General features: G+C 69.8%; 22 protein-coding genes. 5 read left to right on the top strand and 17 right to left on the bottom strand.

Going from position 1 to position 21,542, the window contains the following annotated elements; translation table 11 throughout:
- The first annotated feature begins 54 nt into the window (after window positions 1–54).
- On the top strand, window positions 55–1,080 hold the full coding sequence (locus CS062_RS07790; protein WP_099860959.1) for an NUDIX domain-containing protein: 1,026 nt from the start codon (window positions 55–57) through the stop codon (window positions 1,078–1,080).
- A gap of 23 nt (window positions 1,081–1,103) precedes the next feature.
- On the opposite strand, the gene pobA is transcribed toward CS062_RS07790, so the two are convergent.
- On the bottom strand, window positions 1,104–2,276 hold the full coding sequence (gene pobA, locus CS062_RS07785) for a 4-hydroxybenzoate 3-monooxygenase (protein WP_099861010.1): 1,173 nt from the start codon (window positions 2,274–2,276) through the stop codon (window positions 1,104–1,106).
- A gap of 260 nt (window positions 2,277–2,536) precedes the next feature.
- Between pobA and CS062_RS07780 the strand changes: the two genes are divergently transcribed.
- Window positions 2,537–3,319, top strand: coding sequence for a helix-turn-helix domain-containing protein (locus tag CS062_RS07780; protein WP_158238704.1), 783 nt, complete (start codon window positions 2,537–2,539; stop codon window positions 3,317–3,319).
- Window positions 3,320–3,357: 38 nt separating this feature from the next.
- Here CS062_RS07780 and CS062_RS07775 read toward each other — a convergent pair whose 3' ends face one another.
- Window positions 3,358–3,825: a nuclear transport factor 2 family protein gene (locus tag CS062_RS07775; protein ID WP_099860956.1), complete on the bottom strand. Its 468-nt coding sequence runs from the start codon at window positions 3,823–3,825 to the stop codon at window positions 3,358–3,360.
- A gap of 102 nt (window positions 3,826–3,927) precedes the next feature.
- Here CS062_RS07775 and CS062_RS07770 point away from each other — a divergent pair, with 102 nt between their 5' ends.
- Window positions 3,928–4,521 carry a TetR/AcrR family transcriptional regulator gene (locus tag CS062_RS07770; RefSeq protein WP_099860954.1) on the top strand — a complete coding sequence of 198 codons (594 nt, stop codon included), beginning with the start codon at window positions 3,928–3,930 and terminating at the stop codon, window positions 4,519–4,521.
- A gap of 479 nt (window positions 4,522–5,000) precedes the next feature.
- On the opposite strand, the gene CS062_RS07765 is transcribed toward CS062_RS07770, so the two are convergent.
- The gene (locus tag CS062_RS07765) at window positions 5,001–6,443 is read right to left on the bottom strand and encodes an ATP-binding protein (protein ID WP_099860952.1); all 1,443 of its coding nucleotides are present in this window, start codon (window positions 6,441–6,443) and stop codon (window positions 5,001–5,003) included.
- Window positions 6,440–7,048 carry a 2-hydroxychromene-2-carboxylate isomerase gene (locus CS062_RS07760; protein ID WP_099860950.1) on the bottom strand — a complete coding sequence of 203 codons (609 nt, stop codon included), beginning with the start codon at window positions 7,046–7,048 and terminating at the stop codon, window positions 6,440–6,442. Before CS062_RS07760 ends, CS062_RS07765 begins: the two co-directional genes overlap by 4 nt.
- Before the next feature lie 218 nt (window positions 7,049–7,266).
- On the opposite strand from CS062_RS07760, the gene CS062_RS07755 reads away from it, so the two are divergent.
- Window positions 7,267–8,013, top strand: a complete 747-nt coding sequence (locus CS062_RS07755; protein ID WP_099860949.1) for a response regulator — start codon at window positions 7,267–7,269, stop codon at window positions 8,011–8,013.
- Here CS062_RS07755 and CS062_RS07750 read toward each other — a convergent pair.
- Both CS062_RS07750 and CS062_RS07745 read right to left on the bottom strand, forming a co-directional pair.
- On the bottom strand, window positions 8,010–8,588 hold the full coding sequence (locus CS062_RS07750; RefSeq protein ID WP_199174196.1) for a thioredoxin family protein: 579 nt from the start codon (window positions 8,586–8,588) through the stop codon (window positions 8,010–8,012). The two genes, CS062_RS07755 and CS062_RS07750, sit on opposite strands and share 4 nt — an antisense overlap.
- A 186-nt stretch (window positions 8,589–8,774) precedes the next feature.
- Window positions 8,775–9,425 carry a TetR/AcrR family transcriptional regulator gene (locus CS062_RS07745; RefSeq protein ID WP_099860947.1) on the bottom strand — a complete coding sequence of 217 codons (651 nt, stop codon included), beginning with the start codon at window positions 9,423–9,425 and terminating at the stop codon, window positions 8,775–8,777.
- Window positions 9,426–9,513: 88 nt separating this feature from the next.
- Between CS062_RS07745 and CS062_RS07740 the strand changes: the two genes are divergently transcribed.
- Window positions 9,514–9,912 carry a DUF3331 domain-containing protein gene (locus CS062_RS07740; RefSeq protein WP_158238703.1) on the top strand — a complete coding sequence of 133 codons (399 nt, stop codon included), beginning with the start codon at window positions 9,514–9,516 and terminating at the stop codon, window positions 9,910–9,912.
- A gap of 188 nt (window positions 9,913–10,100) precedes the next feature.
- On the opposite strand, the gene CS062_RS07735 is transcribed toward CS062_RS07740, so the two are convergent.
- From CS062_RS07735 to CS062_RS07685, 11 genes are all read right to left on the bottom strand, one after another.
- A complete protein-coding gene (locus CS062_RS07735; protein ID WP_099860944.1) occupies window positions 10,101–11,471 on the bottom strand; it encodes an SLC13 family permease in 1,371 nt (456 codons plus the stop codon).
- A 271-nt stretch (window positions 11,472–11,742) separates the two neighbouring features.
- Entirely contained in the window at window positions 11,743–12,705 is a 963-nt protein-coding gene (locus CS062_RS07730) for an ACP S-malonyltransferase (RefSeq protein ID WP_099860942.1), read from the bottom strand.
- 18 nt (window positions 12,706–12,723) lie between these two features.
- A complete protein-coding gene (gene mdcB, locus CS062_RS07725; RefSeq protein WP_099860941.1) occupies window positions 12,724–13,626 on the bottom strand; it encodes a triphosphoribosyl-dephospho-CoA synthase MdcB in 903 nt (300 codons plus the stop codon).
- On the bottom strand, window positions 13,623–14,303 hold the full coding sequence (mdcG, locus tag CS062_RS07720) for a malonate decarboxylase holo-[acyl-carrier-protein] synthase (RefSeq protein ID WP_099860939.1): 681 nt from the start codon (window positions 14,301–14,303) through the stop codon (window positions 13,623–13,625). The genes mdcB and mdcG overlap by 4 nt, the downstream gene beginning before the upstream one ends.
- A complete protein-coding gene (locus CS062_RS07715; RefSeq protein WP_099860937.1) occupies window positions 14,300–15,001 on the bottom strand; it encodes a biotin-independent malonate decarboxylase subunit gamma in 702 nt (233 codons plus the stop codon). Before CS062_RS07715 ends, mdcG begins: the two co-directional genes overlap by 4 nt.
- A 27-nt stretch (window positions 15,002–15,028) precedes the next feature.
- Entirely contained in the window at window positions 15,029–15,976 is a 948-nt protein-coding gene (locus CS062_RS07710) for a biotin-independent malonate decarboxylase subunit beta (protein WP_099860936.1), read from the bottom strand.
- Window positions 15,973–16,296, bottom strand: coding sequence for a malonate decarboxylase acyl carrier protein (gene mdcC, locus CS062_RS07705; protein WP_099860934.1), 324 nt, complete (start codon window positions 16,294–16,296; stop codon window positions 15,973–15,975). Before mdcC ends, CS062_RS07710 begins: the two co-directional genes overlap by 4 nt.
- Before the next feature lie 55 nt (window positions 16,297–16,351).
- The gene (mdcA, locus tag CS062_RS07700; RefSeq protein ID WP_099860932.1) at window positions 16,352–18,031 is read right to left on the bottom strand and encodes a malonate decarboxylase subunit alpha; all 1,680 of its coding nucleotides are present in this window, start codon (window positions 18,029–18,031) and stop codon (window positions 16,352–16,354) included.
- A gap of 91 nt (window positions 18,032–18,122) precedes the next feature.
- Complete coding sequence (locus CS062_RS07695; protein WP_099860930.1) at window positions 18,123–19,037, bottom strand: LysR substrate-binding domain-containing protein; 915 nt, start codon at window positions 19,035–19,037, stop codon at window positions 18,123–18,125.
- Window positions 19,037–20,587, bottom strand: coding sequence for a Fic family protein (locus CS062_RS07690; RefSeq protein WP_099860928.1), 1,551 nt, complete (start codon window positions 20,585–20,587; stop codon window positions 19,037–19,039). The genes CS062_RS07695 and CS062_RS07690 overlap by 1 nt, the downstream gene beginning before the upstream one ends.
- A 63-nt stretch (window positions 20,588–20,650) precedes the next feature.
- Window positions 20,651–21,496, bottom strand: coding sequence for a HEAT repeat domain-containing protein (locus CS062_RS07685; protein WP_158238702.1), 846 nt, complete (start codon window positions 21,494–21,496; stop codon window positions 20,651–20,653).
- Window positions 21,497–21,542: the final 46 nt, after the last annotated feature.

The raw sequence follows: 21,542 nt of genomic DNA, 5'->3' as shown, positions 1-21,542 counted from the left end.
TGAGGCGCCGATGGCCGCATCGGCACGCTTCGATCCCGACTGGAAGGACAAGGCATGACCCGCAAGACCGTCGCCGTGGTGGTGGGCCGTTGGCAGCTGGTGCATCAGGGGCAGGAGGCGCTGTTCCAGGCGGCCTTCGGCCTGGCCGACGAGGTGATCGCGGTGCTGGGCTCCTCGTACAAGGCGCGCGATCCGCGCAATCCCTTCGTGCACGAGGAACGCCGCCAGATGCTGATGGCCAACCTGACTGAGGCGCAGCGACAGCGGCTGCATGTGCTGCCGGTGCGCGACTACTTCGACGACCGGCGCTGGAATGCCGCGGTGACCCTGGGCGTGCGGGCGCTGGCGGGCGAGGAGGCCGACATCGTGCTGGTCGGCCATCGCAAGGACCACACCAGCTACTACCTGAACAACTTCCCGCGCTGGCGACAGCAGCTGGTGGACCGCCTGGCCGATGTCGACGCGACGGCGATGCGGCAGGTGTTCTTCGAGGCCGAGGATCCGGACGCGGCGCTGACCGTCATGACGCCCTATGTCAGCGCGCCGGTGCGCGCCTGGCTGCAGGCCTGGAGCCGGCTGCCCGAGTACGCGCGGCGCAAGGCCGAGCATGCCGCCGTGGCGAGCTACCGCAAGAAGTACACCGCGGTCGCGTACATGACCGGCGATGCGGTGGTGACCGTCGGTGATCATGTGCTGCTGGTGCGGCGCAAGGGTCCCTTCGGCGAGGACCTCTGGGCGGTGCCCGGCGGCCACCTCGACCGCGGTGAGAAGCTGGTGGCCTGCGCGATCCGCGAGCTGATCGAGGAGACGCGCTTCCCCTTGCTGCCGGCCTCGATCCTCGCGGCGCTGCACGGCGTCGCCACCTTCGAGGACCCGCTGCGCAGCGCGCGCGGGCGGCTCATCACCATGGCCCACCACTTCCGGTTCCCGGCCATGGGCACGCTGCCGGAGGTCGTCGGCTGCGACGATGTGAAGGAGGCGCGCTGGTTTCATCGCGATGAGCTGGCGGCGATGGAGTCGCGCCTGTTCGAGGACCACTTCGTGATCCTCGATCACTTCCTCGGGCTGATCGAGGACTGAGCGAGGACCGAGCGGGGACCGGGTCAGAACGGCAGGCCGATGTAGTTCTCGGCCAGCACACGCCGGGCCGCCTCGGACCCGAGGACATAGTCCAGCTCGGCCTCCTGCAGCCTGGCCTGGAAGGCGGGCTCCTGGTCGAAGTTGTGCATCAGGCTGGTCAGCCACCAGGAGAAGCGCTCGGCTTTCCATACCCGGGCCAGGCAGCGCGCGGAATAGTGGTCCAGTCCGGCGTCGCTGCGCTCGCGGTAGTGCTCGATCAGGGCCTGCGAGAGGTAACGGACATCGGAGGCCGCGAGATTCAGCCCTTTGGCGCCCGTCGGCGGCACGATGTGCGCCGCGTCGCCGGCAAGGAACAGACGGCCGAAGCGCATCGGCTCGGCGACGAAACTGCGCAGCGGCGCGATGCTCTTCTCCAGCGACGGACCGGTGACCAGCGCGGCGGCCGCCTCGGGATCCAGTCGCAGACGCAGCTCGTCCCAGAAGCGGGCGTCGGTCCAGTCGTCCACCCGCTCGCCCAGCGGCACCTGCAGGTAGTAGCGACTGCGGGTGGGCGAGCGCATGCTGCACAGGCTGAAGCCGCGCGCATGGCGGCTGTAGATCAGCTCGTCGGAAACCGGCGGCGTGTCGCTGAGCAAGCCCAGCCAGCCGAAGGGATAGACCTTCTCGTAAAGGCGGATCGCATCCGCCGCAACACTTGCTCGGCACACGCCGTGGAAACCGTCGCAACCGGCGATGAAGTCGGCGTGGATCTCGACCGGCTCGCCGCCGACGGTGCAATGGGCGCGGGGCGTGGCGGTGTCGAAGCCTTCGATGCGGACCTCGGCCGCCTCGTACAGGGTGGGCAGGCCCGCGGCATCGCGTGCGGCCATGAGGTCGCGCGTGACCTCGGTCTGGCCATAGACCAGCACCCCGCGGCCGCCGGTGAGCCGGCGCAGGTCGATGCGATGCCGCACCCCGTCGACCGCCAGCGCGAAGCCGTCATGGAGCAGCCCCTCGGCATGCATCCGAGCGCTGACGCCAGCCTCGTCCATCAGGTCGGCGGTGCCTTGCTCCAGCACGCCGGCCCGGATGCGGGAGAGCACATGAGCGGCGGTCTGGCGCTCGACGATCAGCGTGTCGATGCCGGCACGGTGCAGCAACTGGCCGAGCAGCAGGCCCGAGGGACCGGCGCCGACGATGAGCACCTGGGTTCGCAAGGTCTTCATGGGGAATCCGGCCTTCTGGCGAGGCGCGTGGTGTTGTCTCCGATGCTTGCAGCCTACGGCTCGGTCGATCCGCAGTGAATGGACGGCGCCGACGCCGACTTGCACAATCCGAACCCATGACTGGACCGCGCCCGAATTCCTCCCGCCGGTCGCGAGCCGTCGCGACCCCGGTTTACTCCCTCTACGGCGAGGAGGGGCGAACGCCGGCGCTGGATGGACTGCACCTCGAATCGATCGCCGATAGAAGCCGCTTGCACAATTGGGAAATCCAGCCGCACCGGCACGGCGCACTGGTGCAGCTGCTGCTGATCGAGCGCGGCCGGGTCACGGTCCGGATGGACGAGGACGAGCGCGAACTGCGCGCGCCCGCGCTGGTGTGGGTGCCGGCGCTGGCGGTGCATGGCTTCCGCTTCGCGCCGGAGACGGAAGGGCTGGTCGTGACGCTGGACCAGGGGCGGCTGCGGGACCTGCTCGATCACCTGCCGGACCTGCTGGAGAGCCTCTCCGAGCCGCGTGTGGTGCCGCTGGAACGCGGCGCGACGGTGACGCGCGCGCTGTTCGCGGTCGGTCATGGGCTGCGGGAGGACTACGCGGGCGCGGCAGCCTGGCGCGGTCCGGCGCTGGACCATGCGGTGGCGCTGCTGGCGACGCAGGCTGCGCGCTTCGGTGCGGCGGAGCCTGCGACCCATGGGGCCGGCGAAGGCCGCGCCATGCAGCACCTGACCCGCTATCGCGAGCAGGTGGAGCGCCACTACCGGCGTCAGCCGTCGGTGGCCGAGCTGGCGGCGCCGCTCGGCATCACGCCGACGCAGTTGAACCGGCTGTGCCGCCGGCATCTGCACTGCTCGGCGCTCGCGGTCCTGCACCAGCGTGTCCTGCTGGAGGCCAAGCGGGAGCTCGGCTACACGAACCTGATGGTCCGTCAGATCGCCGATGGCCTGGGCTTCGCCGATCCCGCCTACTTCACGCGCTTCTTCCTGAAGCACACCGGGCGCGCGCCGACCGAATGGCGCGAACACACCGGCGGGCGCTGACCCTCCCGGGTGTCGCTACCGGTTCTCGCGCCTGCGTGTCACAGACCCAGCTCGCTCAGCCCGGGATGGTCGTCGGGACGACGGCCCTGCGGCCAGAAGAACTTGCGGTCCGCGGCCTTGATCGGCTGGTCGTTGATGCTGGCATGGCGGTGGGTCATCAGGCCCTGCGCGTCGAACTCCCAGTTCTCGTTGCCGTGGCTGCGGAACCAGTTGCCGGCGTCGTCGCGCCATTCGTAGGCGAATCGCACGGCGATCCGATGGCCCTCGAAGGCCCACAGTTCCTTGATCAGGCGGTAATCCAGCTCACGCGCCCACTTGCGTTCCAGGAAGGCCTGCGCTTCGGCTCGGCCTCTCGGAAACTCGGCGCGATTGCGCCACTGCGTGTCCGGGCTGTAGGCCAGCACGATGCGCGCCGGGTCGCGGCTGTTCCAGGCGTCCTCGGCCAGGCGGATCTTCTGGATCGCGGTGTCGCGGGTGAAGGGGGGCAGGGGCGGGCGGGAGTCCATGTCGAGGCCTTTCATGAGAGGGCTGAGGCGGTCTTGAGGTAGACAGGTCTGTCTACGGGGCGCATTCTGGCGAAGGTAGACAGGTCTGTCTACAATGCCCGCATGAACGACATCGACGGCAGCGTGGACATCGGCGAGCTGCCCGCCCGCGATCGCATCCTGCGCACCGCCCACGACCTGTTCTATGCCGAGGGCATCCGCGCGACCGGCATCGACCGCGTGATCGCCGCGTCAGGGGTCACCAAGGTGACCTTCTATCGGCACTTCCCCAGCAAGAACGATCTGATCGTGGCCTACCTGGGCCTGCGGCACCTGCGCTGGATGGCGTGGTTCACCGAGGCGCTCGCACGCCACGGCGGCGCGCGGGCGGGAGCGCCGGCGCTGGTGCCGACGATGGGCGAATGGTTCGGTGGTCAGGCTTTGGGCGACTACCGCGGCTGCGCGTTCCTCAACGGCGTGGGCGAGATGGGGCCAGCGTTGCCGGAGGTGATCGAGGTCACTCGGCGCCACAAGCAGGACATGACGGACGCGATCGCGGGGCTGTTGCCGGCTTCGCGCCAGCGCCGGAAGCTCGCGGCTGCGCTTGCCCTGGCCGTCGATGGCGCCATCGTGCAGGCCCAGTTCGCGGATGAACCGGGGCCGGTGCTCAAGAGCCTGCAGTTGATCGTCGAATCGCTGCTCGCCGACACCGCCTGACGTGCCGGACGGACGGGTCACCGCGTCCCCCGGAATACGCGCATCTGAAGCCCCCCATGGTGGGGGCTGCCTCATTCCGCAGCATCCCAATCATTTCCTTGCCCTGACAAGGACTTGCGCCATCCGTGCGCGGGCAGCCAACAGAGTTGTCCACAGCGGCCGTGGACAGACGGAACCGTCGGTGCACAACCGGTGAGCACTGTGAGCAACTTCGGGGCAGGTATATCGCTTGCTCCTGCGCCGGCGCCGTGACGTCAAGGCCAGGCGCTCGTCAATCGCCCCGGTCTTTGGGCTGCCTGTTTTTAAGGCGACGCAAGGATTTCTCAGCGGCGACAAAGACTTGCAGTACTGCTGCAAGGGCAGCCAACAGACTTGTCCACAGCGCGCGGGGATAGCCATGAAGGCGTCGAGCATCGGTCGGCACGGCTCATTCGGATCACTGCCTCATTTCGCAGCAGTGCAACGAATTCCGTGACGAATCAACGGCTTGCACCATCCCTGCCCGCTGAGCCAACAGACTTGTCCACAGAAGCCGTGGACAGCGTGGCCGGTGTCGGCGAGGAGAGGCTCAGTCGGGCCTCGAGGCCCCCTCCCGGGCGGTTGTGAAGGGACAGGCTGCCCCCCATCGCGGTGGCAAGCTGGTGGGCGATCGCCAGCCCCAACCCGGTGCCGCCGGTTTCCCGATTGCGGGAGGTCTCCAGGCGGTGGAAGGGCTTGAAGACGGCGCTCAGTTGGTCTTCAGGGATGCCGGGCCCCCGATCCAGCACAGCGATGGTCAAGCGTGGGGCCAGGCCTTGCGCGTCGTCGCGCCTGACCCAGATCTCCGCCGCCCCGCCAAAGGCCAGGGCGTTGTCGATCAGGTTGACCAGGACGCGCTTGAGCGCCTGCGGCGGGGCCATGATTGGCGCGCCCGCCGCGCCGTCGAGCGTCACCGCTTCGCCGGCGTCCTCATAGTCGCCGACGATGCTCGCCAGCAGCGCGTCCGTATCGAGGCGCGCCGTCGGCTCCGAGGTCCCGTGCAGCGTCCGCGCGTAGGTCACGCCTTCACGGACCAGCGCATGCATCGCATCGAGGTCCTGCCGGAACTTGTCGCGCAGCGTCTCGTCGGCCATCAGGTCCGCGCGCAACCGCATCCGCGTGATCGGCGTCTGCAGATCGTGGGAGATCGCGGCCAGGATCTCCACGCGCTCGGCCGTGTAGCCGGCGATGCGCTGCTGCATCGCATTGAAGGCGCGCGCGGCATGGGCCACCTCGGCGGGGCCGTCCTCGGCGATCAGGCGCGGGGTGAGGTCCGGACCAAGATCGTCGGCGGCCGTCGCCAGCGCGTTCAGCGGCCGCGTCACCAGCCGCACCGCCATCCAGGTGCAGAAGGTCAGCACCACCAGTTGCGCCACCAGCACCCAGGTGACCCATTCGGGAATCGGCATGTCGACGCGGCGCGCATGCACCGTGACCGCGGCGCCGTCGCCCAGGCGGACCAGCAATTGATAGCGCCGCGCGCCGACCTGCGCGACGCGTTCGATGCGGAACGGCCGCAGCGCCTGCGTCAGCGCGTCGACGAACGCCCCGCTGAACTCGGTGTGGTCGACCGGTCCCGCCTGCGGATCGACCTCGTCGGCGAGCGCGAAGCGGAAGTTGGGGCGTTCCAAACGGTCCAGCCACGCGGTGCGCTCGGCCGGCGGCAGGCGATCGAGCACGGCGACACCGGTGGCGATGTCGCGCTCGATGCCCGACATCATCAGCGAGCGCAGGGCCATCGAGCGCTCCTGCCGGATTGCCACATAGGCCAGCGCCTGCGCGATCGCGATGCCCAGCACCATCATCCAGAAGACGCGCGCGAAGAGCGTGCGCGGCCCGAAACGGCGCGGTCGCGTCGGCGACGGATTCGCGGCAGCGCCGCCCGAGGCCGGAACAGCGCTCATGGCCGGTCGGCGGTCAGCGCGCGCTGCACGAAGTCGAGCCGGTCCTGGCCCCAGAACAGCTCGCCGTCGATGACATAGCTGGGGGCGCCGAACAGGCCGGCATCGATCGCGCGCTGGGTGTTGGCGTCGTAGCGCGCGCCGATGTCGTCCTCGGCGGAGCGGGCCAGGCGCGCGGCGGGCAGCTCCTGCTCGGCCAGGATCGCGGTGAGGGTGGCGGTGTCGGCGATGTCGCGCTGCTGCTCCCAGACCGCGCGCAGCAACGCGCCGGTCAGGCGCATCGCCGCGTCCGCGCCGTCGGCCTCGTCGACCGCGATGATCAGCCGCGCCGCCGCATGCGGCACGACGGGGAAGAACGCCGGTTCCACCTGCATCGGCATGCCCAGGTGACGCGAGAAGCGCCGCAGCTCCAGCAGCCGGTAGGCCTGACGCTGGGCAGGGCGCTGCGACAGCGGCAAGCCGCCGGAGACCGCGAACAGCTTGAGCAGGTCGATCGGGATCGGGCGCACGGTGGCGCCGGCCTCGCGTGCGATGGCGGCGAAGCGCTCGTGGCCGAGGTAGGTCCAGGGGCTGTGGGGAGCGAGGAAGTAGTCGATGACGCGGCTCACGGGGATCTCCGATGCGGTGCGCTGGGACGAAGTCGAAGGGCGCGGCGGGGCCGCAGGCAGGTTTATAGGCCTGCGGGTCCGGTTTGTGGCGGGCTTTGTATTGGCGTGTATCCGCGTCCCGCACCGGAGACACAACATTGCCTCGGTCGGCACGGCGCGGGCTCGGGGCCGCTACATTGCGGCTTATGCCGCTCCCGGCGTTCCGCCTTCCCCAGCCCATGCAGACGACCGCGCCTACCCAGGACCACGTCCTGATCGTCGACGACGACCGCGAGATCCGCGAGTTGCTCACCACCTACCTGACCCGCAACGGCCTGCGCGCCACCGCCGTGCCCACCGGCCGGCACATGCGCATCGCGATGGAGACGGGAGGCCCCTTCGATCTGGTGATCCTGGACCTGATGCTGCCGGGCGAGGACGGCCTGTCGTTGTGCCGCGACCTGCGGGCCGGCCGGCACAAGGCGACGCCGGTCATCATGCTGACCGCGCGCGGCGACGAGGCCGATCGCATCCTCGGCCTGGAGATGGGCGCCGACGACTACCTGGCCAAGCCGTTCGCGGCGCGTGAGCTGCTGGCGCGGATCAAGTCGGTGCTGCGGCGCGCGCGGATGCTGCCGCCCAACATGCGCGCCTCCGACGAGTCGCCGCGGCTGTCCTTCGGCGACTGGGTGCTCGACACGATCGAGCGACACCTGGTCGACGCGCAGGGCACGGTGGTGCCGCTCAGCGGCGCGGAGTACCGGCTGCTGCGGGTGTTCCTTGACCATCCGCAGCGGGTGCTGAGTCGCGACCAACTGCTCGGCCTGACGCAAGGGCGCGAGGCCGAGCTCTTCGAGCGTTCGATCGACCTGCTCGTCAGCCGCATCCGCCAGCGGCTGCGCGATGACGCGCGAGAGCCGAAGTACATCAAGACGGTCCGCAGCGAGGGCTACGTGCTGTCGATGGCCGTCGAGGGGCGCGATTAGGCCGGCTGTTTCAGCAGCGCCTGGATCTGCGCCTCGGTCTGCTGGTAGGCGCCTTCGCCGAAGTGGGTGTAGACGACCTTGCCCTGCTTGTCGACGAGGTACAGCGCCGGCCAGTAGCGGTTGCTGTAGCTCTTCCACGTCTTGAAGTCGTTGTCCTGCGCCACCGGATGGGTGATGCCCAGCCGGCTGATGGCGTCCTTCAGGCCGGCCAGCGATTTCTCTTCCTCGTACTCGGGAGAATGCACGCCCACGACGACCAGCCCCTGGTCCTTGTACTTCTCATGCCAGGCCTTCACATAGGGCAGCGCGTTCAGGCAGTTGATGCAGGTGTAGGTCCAGAAGTCGACCAAGACCACCTTGCCGCGCAGCTCCTCCATCTTCAGTGGTGGGCTGTTGACCCAGCTGTTGATGCCGGCGAAGGCGGGCGCCGCCTTGCCGGTCATGCCGCTGCCGCCCAGCAGCGAAGCGGCCACCGCGTCAGTGGACATCGGCGGCAGCGAGAGCGCCACGGCGGCCGCGGCGGCGGTGCCGGCCAGCGCCAGCGGGAGCAGGGAACGTCGGGTGATCGATCGCATGGGGAATTCTTTCCGGGCCAGCAGCGGGAAGCTGCGATGGGGCGGATTCTTCGAGCGGCGACCGATCCGCGATACGGCTTTCGTATGCCCGTGTATCCGGCCTGGGAAGGAAAGACGATCTGATGCGCGGGGACACATCGCGGCAGCGGCGCGGGCGGCGCCACGCCGCGCTCGAGAGGCCCGCGGTCAGCGCAGCAGGTGGAGCGCCACGTCCGTCAGCTCGCGCTTGAAGCGGTCCGGGTCGTCCGGCAACGGCGAGACCGCCCGCAGCACATGCGCATACGCCACCGTCTTGCTGATGCCCTGCATCAGCAGCGAGAACAGCAGCGCCGGATCGCAGCGGCGCAGCTCGCCGGCCTCCATCGCGTCGCTGAACAGCGGCAGGCAGACCGCGTGGAAGGGCCGCACCATCACGTCGACCAGCACGTTGAGCCGCTCGCCTTCCTCGGTCGCGGCCGTCGAGAAGAAGATGCCGATGTCCGGGTGCTCGAAGACGCGGTCGATGAACGCCAGCAGGCAGTGCTCGACCCGTTGCCGCGGTCCCAGCGAGGCATCGGCGCGCAGCGCCGCGGTCGTCTCCAGCATCGGGTCCAGGAGCTCCCTGATCTGGTCCACCACCGCCAGCCACAGCGCTTCCTTGGAGCCGAAGTGGTGCGCGATCAGCGCCGGATCGACCTCGGCCTGGCGCGCGATCTCACGGACGCTGGTGGCTTCATAGCCGCGCAGCGCGAAGGTGCGGCGCGCGACGCGCAGCAGGTCGTCCGCGCCGCTCGCACAGTTCGCGCTCGGCCGCCCGCGACGTCGCGGCACCCCGGCCGTCTTCGGGGTCTTGTTCATGCGCTGCCCGCCTTTGTTATATTCATCACCCGTTGAATTATTTCAGGCTTCGGCGCCGATTGTCGGCGGACGTGAAAGGCGGTGCAGCATGCACAGGGATCTGGCGAACGATCCGACCCGCGCGGGTTGGCTGCGCACGGTGTCTTGGCTCAGGAACGGCGGCGTGCCCGACACGCCACATCCCGCCTCCCCCCAGCCCGGTTCGACCCGCCCCCACGACAGCACCAGCCTCACCCTGCGTCCTCCCCCCACCATCCACATCCTCGATCGGCCCACTCCCCGCACCGCCGCCATCTCCTGGTCCGACGCCGGAGCCTGCCATTACGGCTATCAAATCTGGGACATGGTGCCGTCCAAACGCGATGGCATCTGCGTGCTCACCGGGTCGACCATCCGCACCGGTGACCTCATCTATACGCCCAGGGTCGATGAACCATCACCCATCAACGCGGGAGAAATGATCGCGGCGGCGTTTGTGGACGCTTGAGGGCGCAATTCGGGACGGTCGCGGAGCTCGGCACTTGGCCGGGGCCGCCGGCGAAGCCGAAGCTGGGGGCGCCAACTCGCGACGCTCACCTGCGGTTCGCTCTGCTCAGACAGACGGCGCCCAGTCAGATGACGAAGCTTCGGCTTCGCCGGCGGCCCCGGCCAAGCGCCCGACGGACTGAGAGTGACTCAGAGCAGGACGAAGAGGGACCAGACGACGATCGGGGCGATCACGGTCACGGCGGCGCCGTAGAGCAGCAGAAGACGGAAGAAGCGGTCGCGGTCCATGCCCTTGGCGTTGGCAAGGACCAATGCACCGTTCGTCGAGAAGGGACTGACGTCCACGATCGTCGACGACACCGCCATCGCCGCAATGAAACCGATCGCCATGCCCGCGTTGTCACCCGTCAGGAACGGTACGCCCAAGGGGATCAACGAACCGAGCACCGCGGTCGACGAAGCAAAGGCCGAAACCACCGCGCCGACGAAACACAGCAGCAGCGCCGCCATCAGCGGTGACGTCAGGTTCGCGACGCTGTGGCCCACGTAGTCGATCGTCCCCATCTTCTCCATCACGCCGACATAGGTGCTCACGCCAACGATCAACATGATCTCCGGCCACGACACCTGGCCCAGTGCGCTCTTCTGCAACCGCGGCTGCATCAGGCTCAGCACCAGACCGATCGTGATCGACACGAAACCGATGTCCAGCTTGTAGCCCAGCGTCAGCACCGCCAGCAGCACCAGACCCAGCGCGGTGATCACCTGATGCACGCTCGTGGCCTGGAAGGTCTGCGTCTGCACCTGACCCAGCATCGACGAGCGGCTCGCCGCGACCCGTCGCCCCTCACCATACGACTCGGCCTCCGCGCCACCGAAGACCTGCGGCCCACCCTGCGCACGCGCCACCGGCGGGATCGGCGCCAGCTCGCCCTCATCCTCGACCCGGCCCCGTCGCATCAGCTGCAGGCCGCCCAGGGCGACGAAGAGCCCCAGCGCGACCGCGAAGTTCACGCCGAAGCTCGCCAGCATCGTGGTGATCTCGCTGAGCGGCAGGCCCGCCTTCGCCACGATCTTGTTGGTGATGCCCCCATAGATGCTCATCGGCGAGAACCCGCCGGCCTGCGCACCGTGGATCACCATCAGGCCCATCATCAGCGGATGAATGCCGTGCCGGGCCGCGAATCCCAGCGCGATCGGCGCGATGATCGCCACCGCCGCCGGACTCACCGCGCCGACCGAGGTCAGCAATGCCGCCACCAGGAACATGATCCACGGGATGGCGGCGATGCGGCCCCGCACCGCGCGCACGGCCAGGCGCACCAGCCAGTCGATCGTGCCGTTGTTCTGCGCCAGCGCGAAGAGATAGGTGATGCCCGCCAGCGTCAGGAAGAGCTCGGCCGGAAAGCCGGCCATGATGGCCTTCGCGCTCATGCCGGCCACCAGCGTGCCCACCAGGAAGGCGCCGACGAAGGCGAGCACGCCCATGTTGATCGGCAGGGCGGTGGCCACCACGAACATGGCCCCGAGCGGAAGGATCGACATCCAGTGTGTGGTCATCGCTGTCTCCTGTTGCGGCGGTCCGGCATGTCGAGCACCGGCCGCTCCGTTCTTCATTGACTTCTCATCGGCTCGCACGGTATCGAGCGCACGAGCCCGCTTCAATCAAGCTCCGATCCGGACCGTTACGCCCGCCGCAACGATCGAGGGAGAACCCGGGCGCCGCTCGCGCGGTCCAGCGGTTCTTCCGCTTGTGCCAGTTACTGGCGACGGCCCGTTGGTCGCGTGAGTTCTCGATCGCTCGTCGCTCGTCGCTCGTCGCCGGCGGCGATCAAGTGGCGCAGCGGGCAATCCACGCGATCACGCCGTCGATCGTGCGGAACTCGTCTGCTGATCGCGCGGGCGTCGCCGGATGGCGCTGCAGCCACAGTCGAGCGAGCGCCTGACCGCCGCCGATCTCCAGCACGCTCGACGGCGCGCGTGCCGCGATCTGGTCCATGACCGCGTCCCATCGCACCGTCGTGGCGATCTGCCGCGACAACCCGTCGCGCGCTTGTCCAGCGCTCCAGCTGCGATTGCCGTCGCTGTCGAACAGTGGCAGCGAGGGCGCGTTCAATGGTTCGTGGGTCAATTCGGCGGCGAAGGCTTCGGCGGCCGCGCGCATCAGCGGCGTGTGCGACGCCACCGTGACCGCCAGCCGCGTGCAGCGTGCGCCGCGTCCGGCCAGCACGGCTTCGATCGCGTCGAGCGATCCGTCGGAGAGACGCGTCGCCGCCGGCTCCTGTCCCGGCGACTCGCCCAGCGGCCCGCCGACCACGACCGACTCCTCGCCATTGCGGATGGCGACGGTCACCGCCGAGTCGCGCAGCAGTTCGTCCAGCGCGGCCGCGCCGACGCCGGTGACGCCACACAGCCCTCCGGGCCGAGAGCGGCCCGCGGCATCCATCAATTCCGCCCGACGCACGGCCAGCGCGACCGCTCGTTCCGGACTGAACACGCCCGCCGCCGCGCAGGCGGCGATCTCGCCGACGCTGTAGCCGGCGAGGGCATCGACCTCGATGGACGCGGCACGCAACGCCGCATGGAGTTGAGCCCAGGCCGACACTGCGGTCGCTGTGATCAGCACCTGCGCATGTCGGTTGGCGCGAGCCCAGGCCTCGTCGGCGAGTGCGGCGCGCCAGTCGCCGATGCCGAGCTGTGTCGTCATCGCAGCGATCACCGCGTCATGCCGCAACCACGGCAGCATCCCCGGATGCTGGTGGCCCTGGCCGCTGAAGACGATCGCGACGCTCACAAGATGTACCTGACGCGATCACCGCACCTTGAATGCGCCGACCGCCCCGATGCGGACCATCCAGCAGACCGCGGCCAGCATGTCGGCGGAGCCGCCGGGCGACAGCCGGCGGGCCTCGAAGTCCTGGCCGAGTGCCTCGGCCCGCGCGAGGGCAAGGGGATGCGCGGCCCCGCCGTCCGCGAGGAATCCGCGCGCCGCCTGCTGCGCGAAGCGCAGGCCCTCGAGACCGCCGCGATGCGCGAGGTTGCTGTCGTCGAGCGCGGCCATCAGATGGAAGAAGGTGTCGAGCTGCGCGCGCTCGCGGGACAGGCCCTGAGCGAGCGCCGACCGCATCGCAGGCACGCCCACGTCGAAGACGGCGGGGAATCCGAGCGCCGCCTCCTCGGACGCGCCGCGCAGACCATGCCGGCGCGCGGCCATGCCGCCGGGCAGCGTCGACGGGCGCTGCGCGCGCCGACGCAGCGCCGCGCCCCAGCGTTCAACCAGGGTTGCGCGCAGCCTCGTCGGCGTCAGCGGCTGGCCGGCCGAGACGAGGGCGCCCGCGCAGGCGCACAGCAATCCCAACAGGAAGATCGCGCCGCGATGGGTGTTGATGCCCCCGGTGGCTGCGAGCATGCAGGCCTCGGCCTCGATGCCGGCGCGCTCCAGGGCCTCGAAGTCCGCCCCGGCCATGCCGAGCCCGGCGATCCGGACGAAGTAGCGACGCAGCGCGGCGATGCTGCGAAAGAAGGTCCGCGCGTCCATGTCGTCATGGCTGCCGTTGCTGGTCAGGGTGACCAATCCCGGCTTGGGCGCCAGCGCCAGCTCATCGTGCAGAGCGGCCGCGGCGGCACGTCCGAGGTCGGCGGCGGTAGGGGCCCGGAGCGCGTCGGCGGCGCGGGCAGGTCGCCGAACCGGCCGCTCATGCGCCGGCGAGCTCATGCCGCCACCTTCACGTCGCGGACGATCTCGGCGAGATCGCTGGCGAGGCGGCTGCCGCCGACGGTCTTCACCAGGATCGAGCGCGTGCCGCCGGCGCGCCAGGCCAGCCACTCGCGCCAGGACACCGCGGTGTCGCCGTCGAAGATCAGCTCGCCATCGAGTCGCAGCCCCGGGATCTCGGCCCGCGCGAACAGCGCGGCGATCGCGTCCGCCTGGGCCGCATCGTGGACGCCCGCCCAGAGGTCCACGTCGGAGTCCGCATGGACATGCGCCATGCCCGTCAAGGCCTGCCAGCCGTAGCTGCCGTAGACGCGCGGTTGGGCGCCTTCCGCGGCCACCGACCGGCACAGCCGGTCCCAGGCGGTCCGCGTCGGGACGGGCAGCAGTTTGGTCAGCGCGCGCGCGACGGGAAACTCGTCGAAGAACAGCACGTCGCTCCGATCGAGGATCACGCCGATCCGGCGCGAGGCCCAGCGCAGCGGCGCGGACAGCCCGGTCGCGATCCGGTCGGCGGCGGCTCCGGCGTCGCAGCGCTGCTGCGTCACCACCAGCGGCAGTCCCCGCGCCGCCCACAGCGTCAGGCATTCCCGTTCGACCGCGTCCGCCGCGCTCGCGCGCAGAGCGGTCCAGGCAGAGGGCGACGGACGCACCAACTGGTGTCGATGCAGGCGGGTCATGGCGCCTCCAGCACACGGGCCATCACGTCCGCCGCGAGCCGGCGCCCGCCGCGCTCCGCGCCATCCAGGGCGCGACGGTCCTCGGTCGGCGCGTCGGCCAGCGCCTGCCGCAGCGCGGCCTGCAGGTCGCCGGACCACACGCGCCGCACGCCGCCCATCGCCACGTAGTTCTCGACGCCCGGCGCGAAGACCGGATTGGCGCGCGACAACTCGGTCAGCATGTCCTCCGGCAGCTTGGTCACGCGCGACATCGCCGGAATGCGCATCACGCGGATCTCCGCCTGCGGCAGCGCATCGCAGGCGTCGGCGATCAGGCCGGAGGTGATGAAGCCGCCCGACAGCGCCTGGTCATAGACCAGGCCCAGCACCCGGTGCCCACGCCGGCGCGCGAGGTCGATGGCCATGCCCAGGTGGGCCATCGCCCGGTTGATGCCCAGCAGCTCATCGCGCCGCCGCAGCTGCTGGCCCTGGGTGTCGATCAGCAGCAGGATCGGCCGGCCCGGATGGCGGGCGATGGTATCGAGCACCGCGCGTGCCTGCGCCAGCGCGAGTCGCACGCCGATCGGCGCATGTCCCGTCGTGCCGACGACGGTCAGCGGCTCGCCGTCGAGCGCGACCTCGCCTTGCAGGAAGTCGCCTTGCAGCGTCAGCCCGCGATCCGAGCCGAACAGCGTCTCGGCCAAGCTCTTCCAGTCCATGTTCGAACTCCTTTCCGCCCCGGCGTCTCAACGGCTGTCGGGACTGGCCGCGACGGTGCGCAGCGGCACGACCTCGGCAACGTCCAGGTCGGGGATGCTCGCGGCGTCCTCGATGCCGAGCCGGCGCCACAGCGCCAGCGCGTCGTCGCCGGCGACCGGCGCATCGAGCAGCGCCAGCCGCCGTGCGAGCAGCGCATGTTCCGCCTCGAGCGCTTCCAGCGTCACTGGCCGGGCCGCGGGCAGCGCCTCCATGGCCGCGATCGCCGCGCGGCGGAACGCGGCGACCTCGTCCTCGACCAGCGCGTCGCAGTCACCGGTCAGCCAGCGCTGCTTGCCGCCGGTGGTGCGCCAGACCAGTGCGCGATCGCGGGCATCGAATTCCTCGACCCCGTGGGAGGCCTCGATGACCTCCGGTCCGGACATCGCGAGGCGGCCGAGGTCGCTCATGACGACGAAATCGGTGCAGCGCGCCACGATCCCCATGCCGCCGAAGCAGCCGTTGGCGGCGCCGATCAGCGCGATCACGGGGAGGCCAGCGTCGCGTGCGTCGAGCACCGCGCGCATCACCTCGGAGACCGCGATCAGCCCCGCGTTGGCCTCGTGCAGGCGCACGCCGCCGGAGTCCAGCAGCAGCAGCACGGCCGCCGGGCGCTCGCGCAGTGCGCGGCGCAGCAGGCCGACGAGCTTGGCGCCGTGCACCTCGCCGACGCCGCCGCCCATGAAGGCGCCTTCCTGCGCGGCGACGAAGACGGTCCGGCCGGCCAGCCGGGCACGGCCGATCGCGACGCCGTCGTCGAAGGAGGAGGGCACCCCGAGCTGGGCCAGGTGGGGGCTCATCACGCGCTCGGCGGGCGGCAGCCACTCGTGGAAGCTGCCGGGATCGAGCAACTGCGCGAGCCGCTCGCGCGCGCTGCACTCGGCGTACGAGATCGCGGGTACGGCGGCTGGCCGGGCTGGGGACGTCGTCGCCGTCATGGCTGCAGTTCCCGGACCGCCTGGTCGAGGCGCAGGCTGACCACCGCGGGCGTCGCGCCCATGTCGTTGATGGACACGCGCACGCCGGCGAGGTCGTGGCGATGGTGGAAGTCGTCGAGCACCGCCTGCCAGACCGGCGCGAAGCCGCGCGCCGAAGTCTGGACATGCACGGCGCACTCGCTGCCGTCGCCGGGTTCGAGCATCACCTCGAGGTTGCCGGAGCCGACCACGCCGACCAGCACCGGCGTGAAGGCCGGCACGGCGCGGTTGCCGGCGAAGCGGAAGTCCAGGGTCTCCAGACCCGGTGGAATGGGTGTCATGGCGGTCCTCGTCGTTGGGGCGGGCGTCAGGGGCGTCGCGAGCGCCGCGGTGTCGTCACCAGTTGCGGAAGCGCTTCGGCGGGCGGTACAGGCCGCCGGACGCCCGCACCAGGTCGCGCATGCCGCGCGCGGCCAGCAGGTTGCGGGTGGCGTCGCGCGGGTCGATGCCGAGGTCCTCGGGACGCCGGATGACGCCGCGGTCGCGCAGCCGCTCGACCGCGCGGCGGTCGCGGCCGAGGCCGACCGCGGTGTAGCCCGCCACGCCGCGGATCGCCTGCTCGCGCTCCTCGTCGTCGCGGCACAGCAGCAGGTTGGCGATGCCCTCCTCGGTGAGGACATGGGTGACGTCGTCGCCGTAGATCATGATCGGCGGCAGGTCCATGCCGGCCTGGCGCTGCAGCTCCCAGGCGTCGAGGTGCTCGACGAAGGCGGGCTGCATGTGCTCGCGGAAGGTCTCGACCATCTGCACGACCAGCTTGCGGCCGCGCGGCGTCGCGGCCGCGCCGCTGCGATGGGCGCGGGCCTGCTCGCCCGCCTTCAACCAGGCGGGGCTCGCATGCCGGCGCCCGCGCGCGTCGGCGCCCATGTTGGGCGCGCCGCCGAAGCCGGCGATGCGTCCCAGCGTCGCCGTCGAGCTGTTGCCCAGCAGGTCCATCTGCAGGGTGGAGCCGATGAACAGGTCGCAGGCGTAGTGACCGGCCGCCTGGCTGAACGCCCGGTTGCTGCGCAGGCTGCCGTCGGGGCCGGTGAAGAAGACGTCCGAGCGGGCGCGGATGTAGTCCTCCATGCCCAGTTCCGAGCCGAAGGAATGGATCGACTCGACCCAGCCCGCCTCGATCGCCGGGATCAGCGCGGGATGCGGGTTCAGCGCCCAGTGGCGGCAGATCCTGCCCTTCAGGCCGAGCGATTCGCCGTAGGTCGGCAGCAGCAGCTCGATCGCGGCGGTGTCGAAGCCGATGCCATGGTTGAGCCGCTGGACGCCGTATTCGGCGTAGATGCCCTTGATGGCCATCATCGCCATCAGCACCTGGATCTCGCTGATCTGCGCCGGATCGCGGGTGAACAGCGGCTCGATGAAGTTGGGCGTGGGCGCCTGCACGACGAAGTCGACCCAGTCCGCCGGCACGTCGACGCGGGGCAAGGCCGTGCCGTCGGGCACCCGCTCGTTGACCTGCGCGATGACCAGTCCGCCGGAGAACGCGGTCGCCTCGACGATCGCCGGCGTGTCCTCGGTGTTGGGGCCGGTGTAGAGATTGCCCTGCGCGTCGGCGGCGTGCGCGGCGATCAGCGAGACCTTGGGCGTCAGGTCGACGAAGTAGCGCGAGAACAGCTCCAGGTAGGTGTGGATCGCGCCGATGCGGACCCGGCCACTGGCAAGCAGCTTGGCCAGCCGCGCGCCCTGCGGGCCGGAGAAGCTGAAGTCCAGCTGGCTGGCGATGCCGCGCTCGAAGACGTCCAGGTGCTCGGGCAGCGCGAGCACCGACTGGACCATGTGCAGGTCATGGATGCGGGCCGGGTCCAGGGCCACCAGCGCCTTGGCCAGGAAGTCGGCCTGCTTCTGGTTGTTGCCTTCGAGGCAGACGCGGTCGCCGGGCTTGAGCACCGCGTGCAGCAGGTCGACGATCGCGTCGGTCTCGACCTGCTTGCCGGTCAGGCGGGCGCCGAGCGCCTCGCGTGCCGCGCCGATCCGCGCGGCGCGGTCGCGGGCCTTGGTGTCCAGGGTGATGCGGTCCATGGGCGTGGACGGTACGACCGGGCCCGCGGCCGATCAATCAACCGCCGCGCCTGACGATTACGCGCAGCGGAATGATCCTGGGCACGGCCGGTCAGTGTCCGCCGAGGCGCAGCGTGCGGCTGGCGGCGAGCAGGGCGAGCAGGTTGGGGTCGCGCTCACGGGCGCGGAGGAAGCACAGCGCGATGGTCTGGCGCACCGCGTAGCGCTCCTGGAGCGGGATCAGCCGGACGCTGGGCGGCAGCACCGCGCGGACGCGCCCCGGCAGCAGCGTGCAACCGATGCCGCCGCCCACCAGGTTCATCAACGAGAAGATGTCGTTGGTCTTCATCACGATCTGCGGCTCGAAGCCGGCGATGCGGAAGGCGTCGACGAAGCGGCTGTAGGTGACGAAGCCTTCCTGCAGGCTGACGAAGCGTTCTTCGGCGCAATCGCGCAGGTCGATGGCGGCTTGTCCGGCGTAGGGCGACTGGGCGGGCGCGGCGAAGAAGACGTCGTCGTCGAAGAGGGCGTGGGTCTCGAGTTCCGGCGCGGACTCGGGCAGGCCCATGACGGCGGCGTCGAGGGTGCCGTCGCGCAGGCGCTGGATGAGGTCGGAGTTGGAGCCCAGGATCAGCTCGGCCTGGACCTCGGGCTTGCGGGCCTTGAGCGCCATGATCATCGACGGCACGGTGCCGCTGGTCAGCGAATAGAGCGAGCCGATGCGGATGCGCTCGGCGCCGTAGCCGGCGATGGCGCGGGTGGCATTGATGCCCTCGTCCATGCGCTGCAGGATCTCGCGGGCGACGTCGGCCAGCGCATGGGCCGCGTCGGTGGGTTGCAGGTTGCGGCCCTCCAGCCGGAACAGCGCGCAGCGCGTGCCCGCCTCCAGGGAATGCAGCGCCCGATGCACGCTGACGGCGCTCGTGCCCAGCCGCTCCGCGGCGCGCGCCAGGCTGCCGCTCTCCAAGAACGTGATCAGGATCTCGAGCTTGCGGAAGGTGATTTCTTCGCTGATGCGGGGAAGCATCACATCTCCTCGAAGGCGTTCCTGACGGCGGCGACGATGCGCGCATGGTGCTCGTGGAGCTTTCCGCTCTCCTGGAAGATCTCAGGCAAGGTCTTTCGAAGCTTGTTGCTGACGGACCAGTTGCTCTCTTTCAGCGAGCGGATGATGCGGTCGGCGTCCTGATCCGGCATTTCGACGATGCGCTTGATGCCGGCGCGTGCACGGTCGTTCTGGCGCAGGAGCAACGCCTCTTCGGCCATCTCATGCTCGACGGTCTGGCGCAATACGCCGCTGAGGTAGCGCACATGCTCGCTCAGGTCGGGAAAGCGCCACACATGTCCCGCATCCTCGTCTTCGAGGAACTCGAAGTCGGTCGTGACCCCGTCGAGGCACTGGCGGAGTTCACCGAACCGGTAGCTGGTGGCATAACGCTTCATGAACGGCCGGGACACGACCTCCAGCACCTGGTCGTATTCGGCACGGGCGCGAGCATTGGCGGCGATGGTGGCTGACACCGGAACGACGATGTTCGGCGGCACCAGCCCGTCGCCTGCGAGCAGATGGTTGATCAGGAAACGGTGGATGCGGCCGTTCCCGTCCGCCAGGGGATGCAGATAAACGAATGCGAACGAGATCGCCGCGACCCGGGCGATGCCAGGAACGCCTCGCGTCCGGGCCTCGAAGGCGCGCAACGCGTCCAGCATCGGCTCCACACGGTGCTCGGACGGCGCGATGTAATGAACGAGTTGACCCCGGAAAGTCGTTTCGCCGATGAACACGGGTGATTGCCGAATCCCGGTGCGCAGAGCCGCCTCACCCAGGACCGCAGTCTGCAGCATCTGGAGGTTGGCGGGCGCCATGACGTCGTCCAACCGGCCGCTGAAGTCCTGGATCACCGAGGCGAATCGCTTGACCCGGTCTTCCTGGTCCGCTTCATGTTCGATCGCAAAACTCGCGCGTGATTCCTTGAAGGTGAGCCACGCCGAACTGCGCAGCAACAGCTCGGCGCCGTAGGTGTCGTCGAGTTCCTGAACGCCGGCAGCCACGTCGTACAGCCATTGACGCGACGCTGCCGGCCCAAGGTGGACCAACGGACAGAAGCCAGGCGTGCCTGGCAGGTTGTCATTGATTCGCCAGCGACGGTTGCGATCGGGATTCCGGGTTGTCAGGTAGAGGTCGGAGTCGAGTGCGTCGACGTAGCCGACGTTGCTCGCAGTGTCGGGAACGGGCACGGCCCTGCCGGTGAACCACTCGTAGAAGAAGCCGGCTCGGCGCGCGTAGATCCCCGTCGGTGCGGTCCGCACCCAGGCCGCCACGACTTCAGGATCGAGCTGCTGGAAGAGTCGCGAGAAGAACTCGAAGTTCAGCCGCTCGTACTTGAGACCGAACTCGAAATGACCCGCGAATGAGTCTTCCGGTTGATATTGGGCCGGCCATGTCCGGACCTCGCGTCCATGGGACTCTTCGCGCTGCCGCACACTCCCCAGGACGCTTCGCGTGACCAGCGGCTGCACCGGACTGATCGGGTGCAGTTCCGTCAGTCGCTGAAATCCAAAGTGGGTGGGAGCCATGGCGCCTATTTCGCTAGCGGATCGAATATTTTGCTAGAGAAAGCCAAAATTCTTTCCAAAAGACTAAGCGGCGATCGGTTTCGATGCACTGCAGGCCTCGATCGCGGCTCGCAGTCTTGAGAACCAGTAGGAGTTCGCCGCGCTTTCCCGGCTGGCCTCCTCGATGAGACGAAGGCGAGCTGCCAAACACGGTTCCCCGAGCGCTTCCGCCGCGTCCAGCTCATACACATGGCAGTCCGGCGTGAGCCGCTCCATTAACAGGTCGACGATGCCCTCGTCCCGTCGCCGCGCCAGTCCGACCAGCGCCTCGCCGCGGACATCCGGGTCGGCATCGTCGAGGTTGCGACGCAGCGCCGCGCGGATCGCCGGCGTGTCCTCCATCCGCAGCGTGCCCAGGCCGAAGGTGGCCCAGTCGCGCACCTCGTCCCACGGGTCGGCGCTCAGCCGGATGAGCCCCTCGATCGTCTCCGGCTCCTCGTAGGAGCCCAGCGCCACCGCGACCTGCCAGCGCATCCTCGCGTCCGGATGCGAGGCCAGTCGCAGCAGTGCCTCGACGCTGGCCCCGTGCGGCCGCAGGCCGAGCCCGCCCACCGCCGCGCGGACGACATCGTGATGCGGATCCGCCAGGCCGCGCAGCAGCAGGCGCTGCGTTTCCTCCTCGGCCAACAAGGCGAACCCGCCCTGGGCGCGGTGGCTGAGCTGCGCCGCGATCGACACGCCCACGGCCCGTCGCCGGGCACTCGGGCTGGCGCACAGCGCGATGACCCGCGCCAGCAGCGCGGGCGATCCGCGCCGCTGCAGCGCCTCGATCGCGCGCCAGCCGGCGTCGGCGTGCCAGTGCCGCAGCGCATAGCGCAGCAGGCGGTCGACAGCCAGGGACTTCCAACGGGGGCGGGCGGTGCGCTTCATCGGGCGGAGCTCGCAGTCGCGGAGCCCCGACTCTACCCAGCCCGTC

It is taken from the genome of Roseateles chitinivorans (assembly GCF_002761755.1).
Classification (GTDB): domain Bacteria; phylum Pseudomonadota; class Gammaproteobacteria; order Burkholderiales; family Burkholderiaceae_C; genus Roseateles; species Roseateles chitinivorans.
The sequence above is the reverse complement of the archived record's forward strand: the minus strand, read 5'-3'. Positions and strand labels throughout refer to the sequence as shown.

Coding starts and splice junctions, on each gene's coding strand:
- CS062_RS07695 (WP_099860930.1), bottom strand. CDS start 19,037: ATGCTTCCCCGCATCAGCGAAGAAATCACCTTCCGCAAGCTCGAGATC.
- CS062_RS07740 (WP_158238703.1), top strand. CDS start 9,514: ATGCACAGGGATCTGGCGAACGATCCGACCCGCGCGGGTTGGCTGCGC.
- CS062_RS07710 (WP_099860936.1), bottom strand. CDS start 15,976: ATGACGGCGACGACGTCCCCAGCCCGGCCAGCCGCCGTACCCGCGATC.
- mdcC (WP_099860934.1), bottom strand. CDS start 16,296: ATGACACCCATTCCACCGGGTCTGGAGACCCTGGACTTCCGCTTCGCC.
- CS062_RS07790 (WP_099860959.1), top strand. CDS start 55: ATGACCCGCAAGACCGTCGCCGTGGTGGTGGGCCGTTGGCAGCTGGTG.
- CS062_RS07745 (WP_099860947.1), bottom strand. CDS start 9,425: ATGAACAAGACCCCGAAGACGGCCGGGGTGCCGCGACGTCGCGGGCGG.
- CS062_RS07775 (WP_099860956.1), bottom strand. CDS start 3,825: ATGGACTCCCGCCCGCCCCTGCCCCCCTTCACCCGCGACACCGCGATC.
- CS062_RS07735 (WP_099860944.1), bottom strand. CDS start 11,471: ATGACCACACACTGGATGTCGATCCTTCCGCTCGGGGCCATGTTCGTG.
- mdcA (WP_099860932.1), bottom strand. CDS start 18,031: ATGGACCGCATCACCCTGGACACCAAGGCCCGCGACCGCGCCGCGCGG.
- CS062_RS07750 (WP_199174196.1), bottom strand. CDS start 8,588: ATGCGATCGATCACCCGACGTTCCCTGCTCCCGCTGGCGCTGGCCGGC.
- CS062_RS07755 (WP_099860949.1), top strand. CDS start 7,267: ATGCAGACGACCGCGCCTACCCAGGACCACGTCCTGATCGTCGACGAC.
- CS062_RS07715 (WP_099860937.1), bottom strand. CDS start 15,001: ATGGACTGGAAGAGCTTGGCCGAGACGCTGTTCGGCTCGGATCGCGGG.
- CS062_RS07685 (WP_158238702.1), bottom strand. CDS start 21,496: ATGAAGCGCACCGCCCGCCCCCGTTGGAAGTCCCTGGCTGTCGACCGC.
- CS062_RS07690 (WP_099860928.1), bottom strand. CDS start 20,587: ATGGCTCCCACCCACTTTGGATTTCAGCGACTGACGGAACTGCACCCG.
- mdcB (WP_099860941.1), bottom strand. CDS start 13,626: ATGAGCTCGCCGGCGCATGAGCGGCCGGTTCGGCGACCTGCCCGCGCC.
- CS062_RS07765 (WP_099860952.1), bottom strand. CDS start 6,443: ATGAGCGCTGTTCCGGCCTCGGGCGGCGCTGCCGCGAATCCGTCGCCG.
- CS062_RS07770 (WP_099860954.1), top strand. CDS start 3,928: ATGAACGACATCGACGGCAGCGTGGACATCGGCGAGCTGCCCGCCCGC.
- mdcG (WP_099860939.1), bottom strand. CDS start 14,303: ATGACCCGCCTGCATCGACACCAGTTGGTGCGTCCGTCGCCCTCTGCC.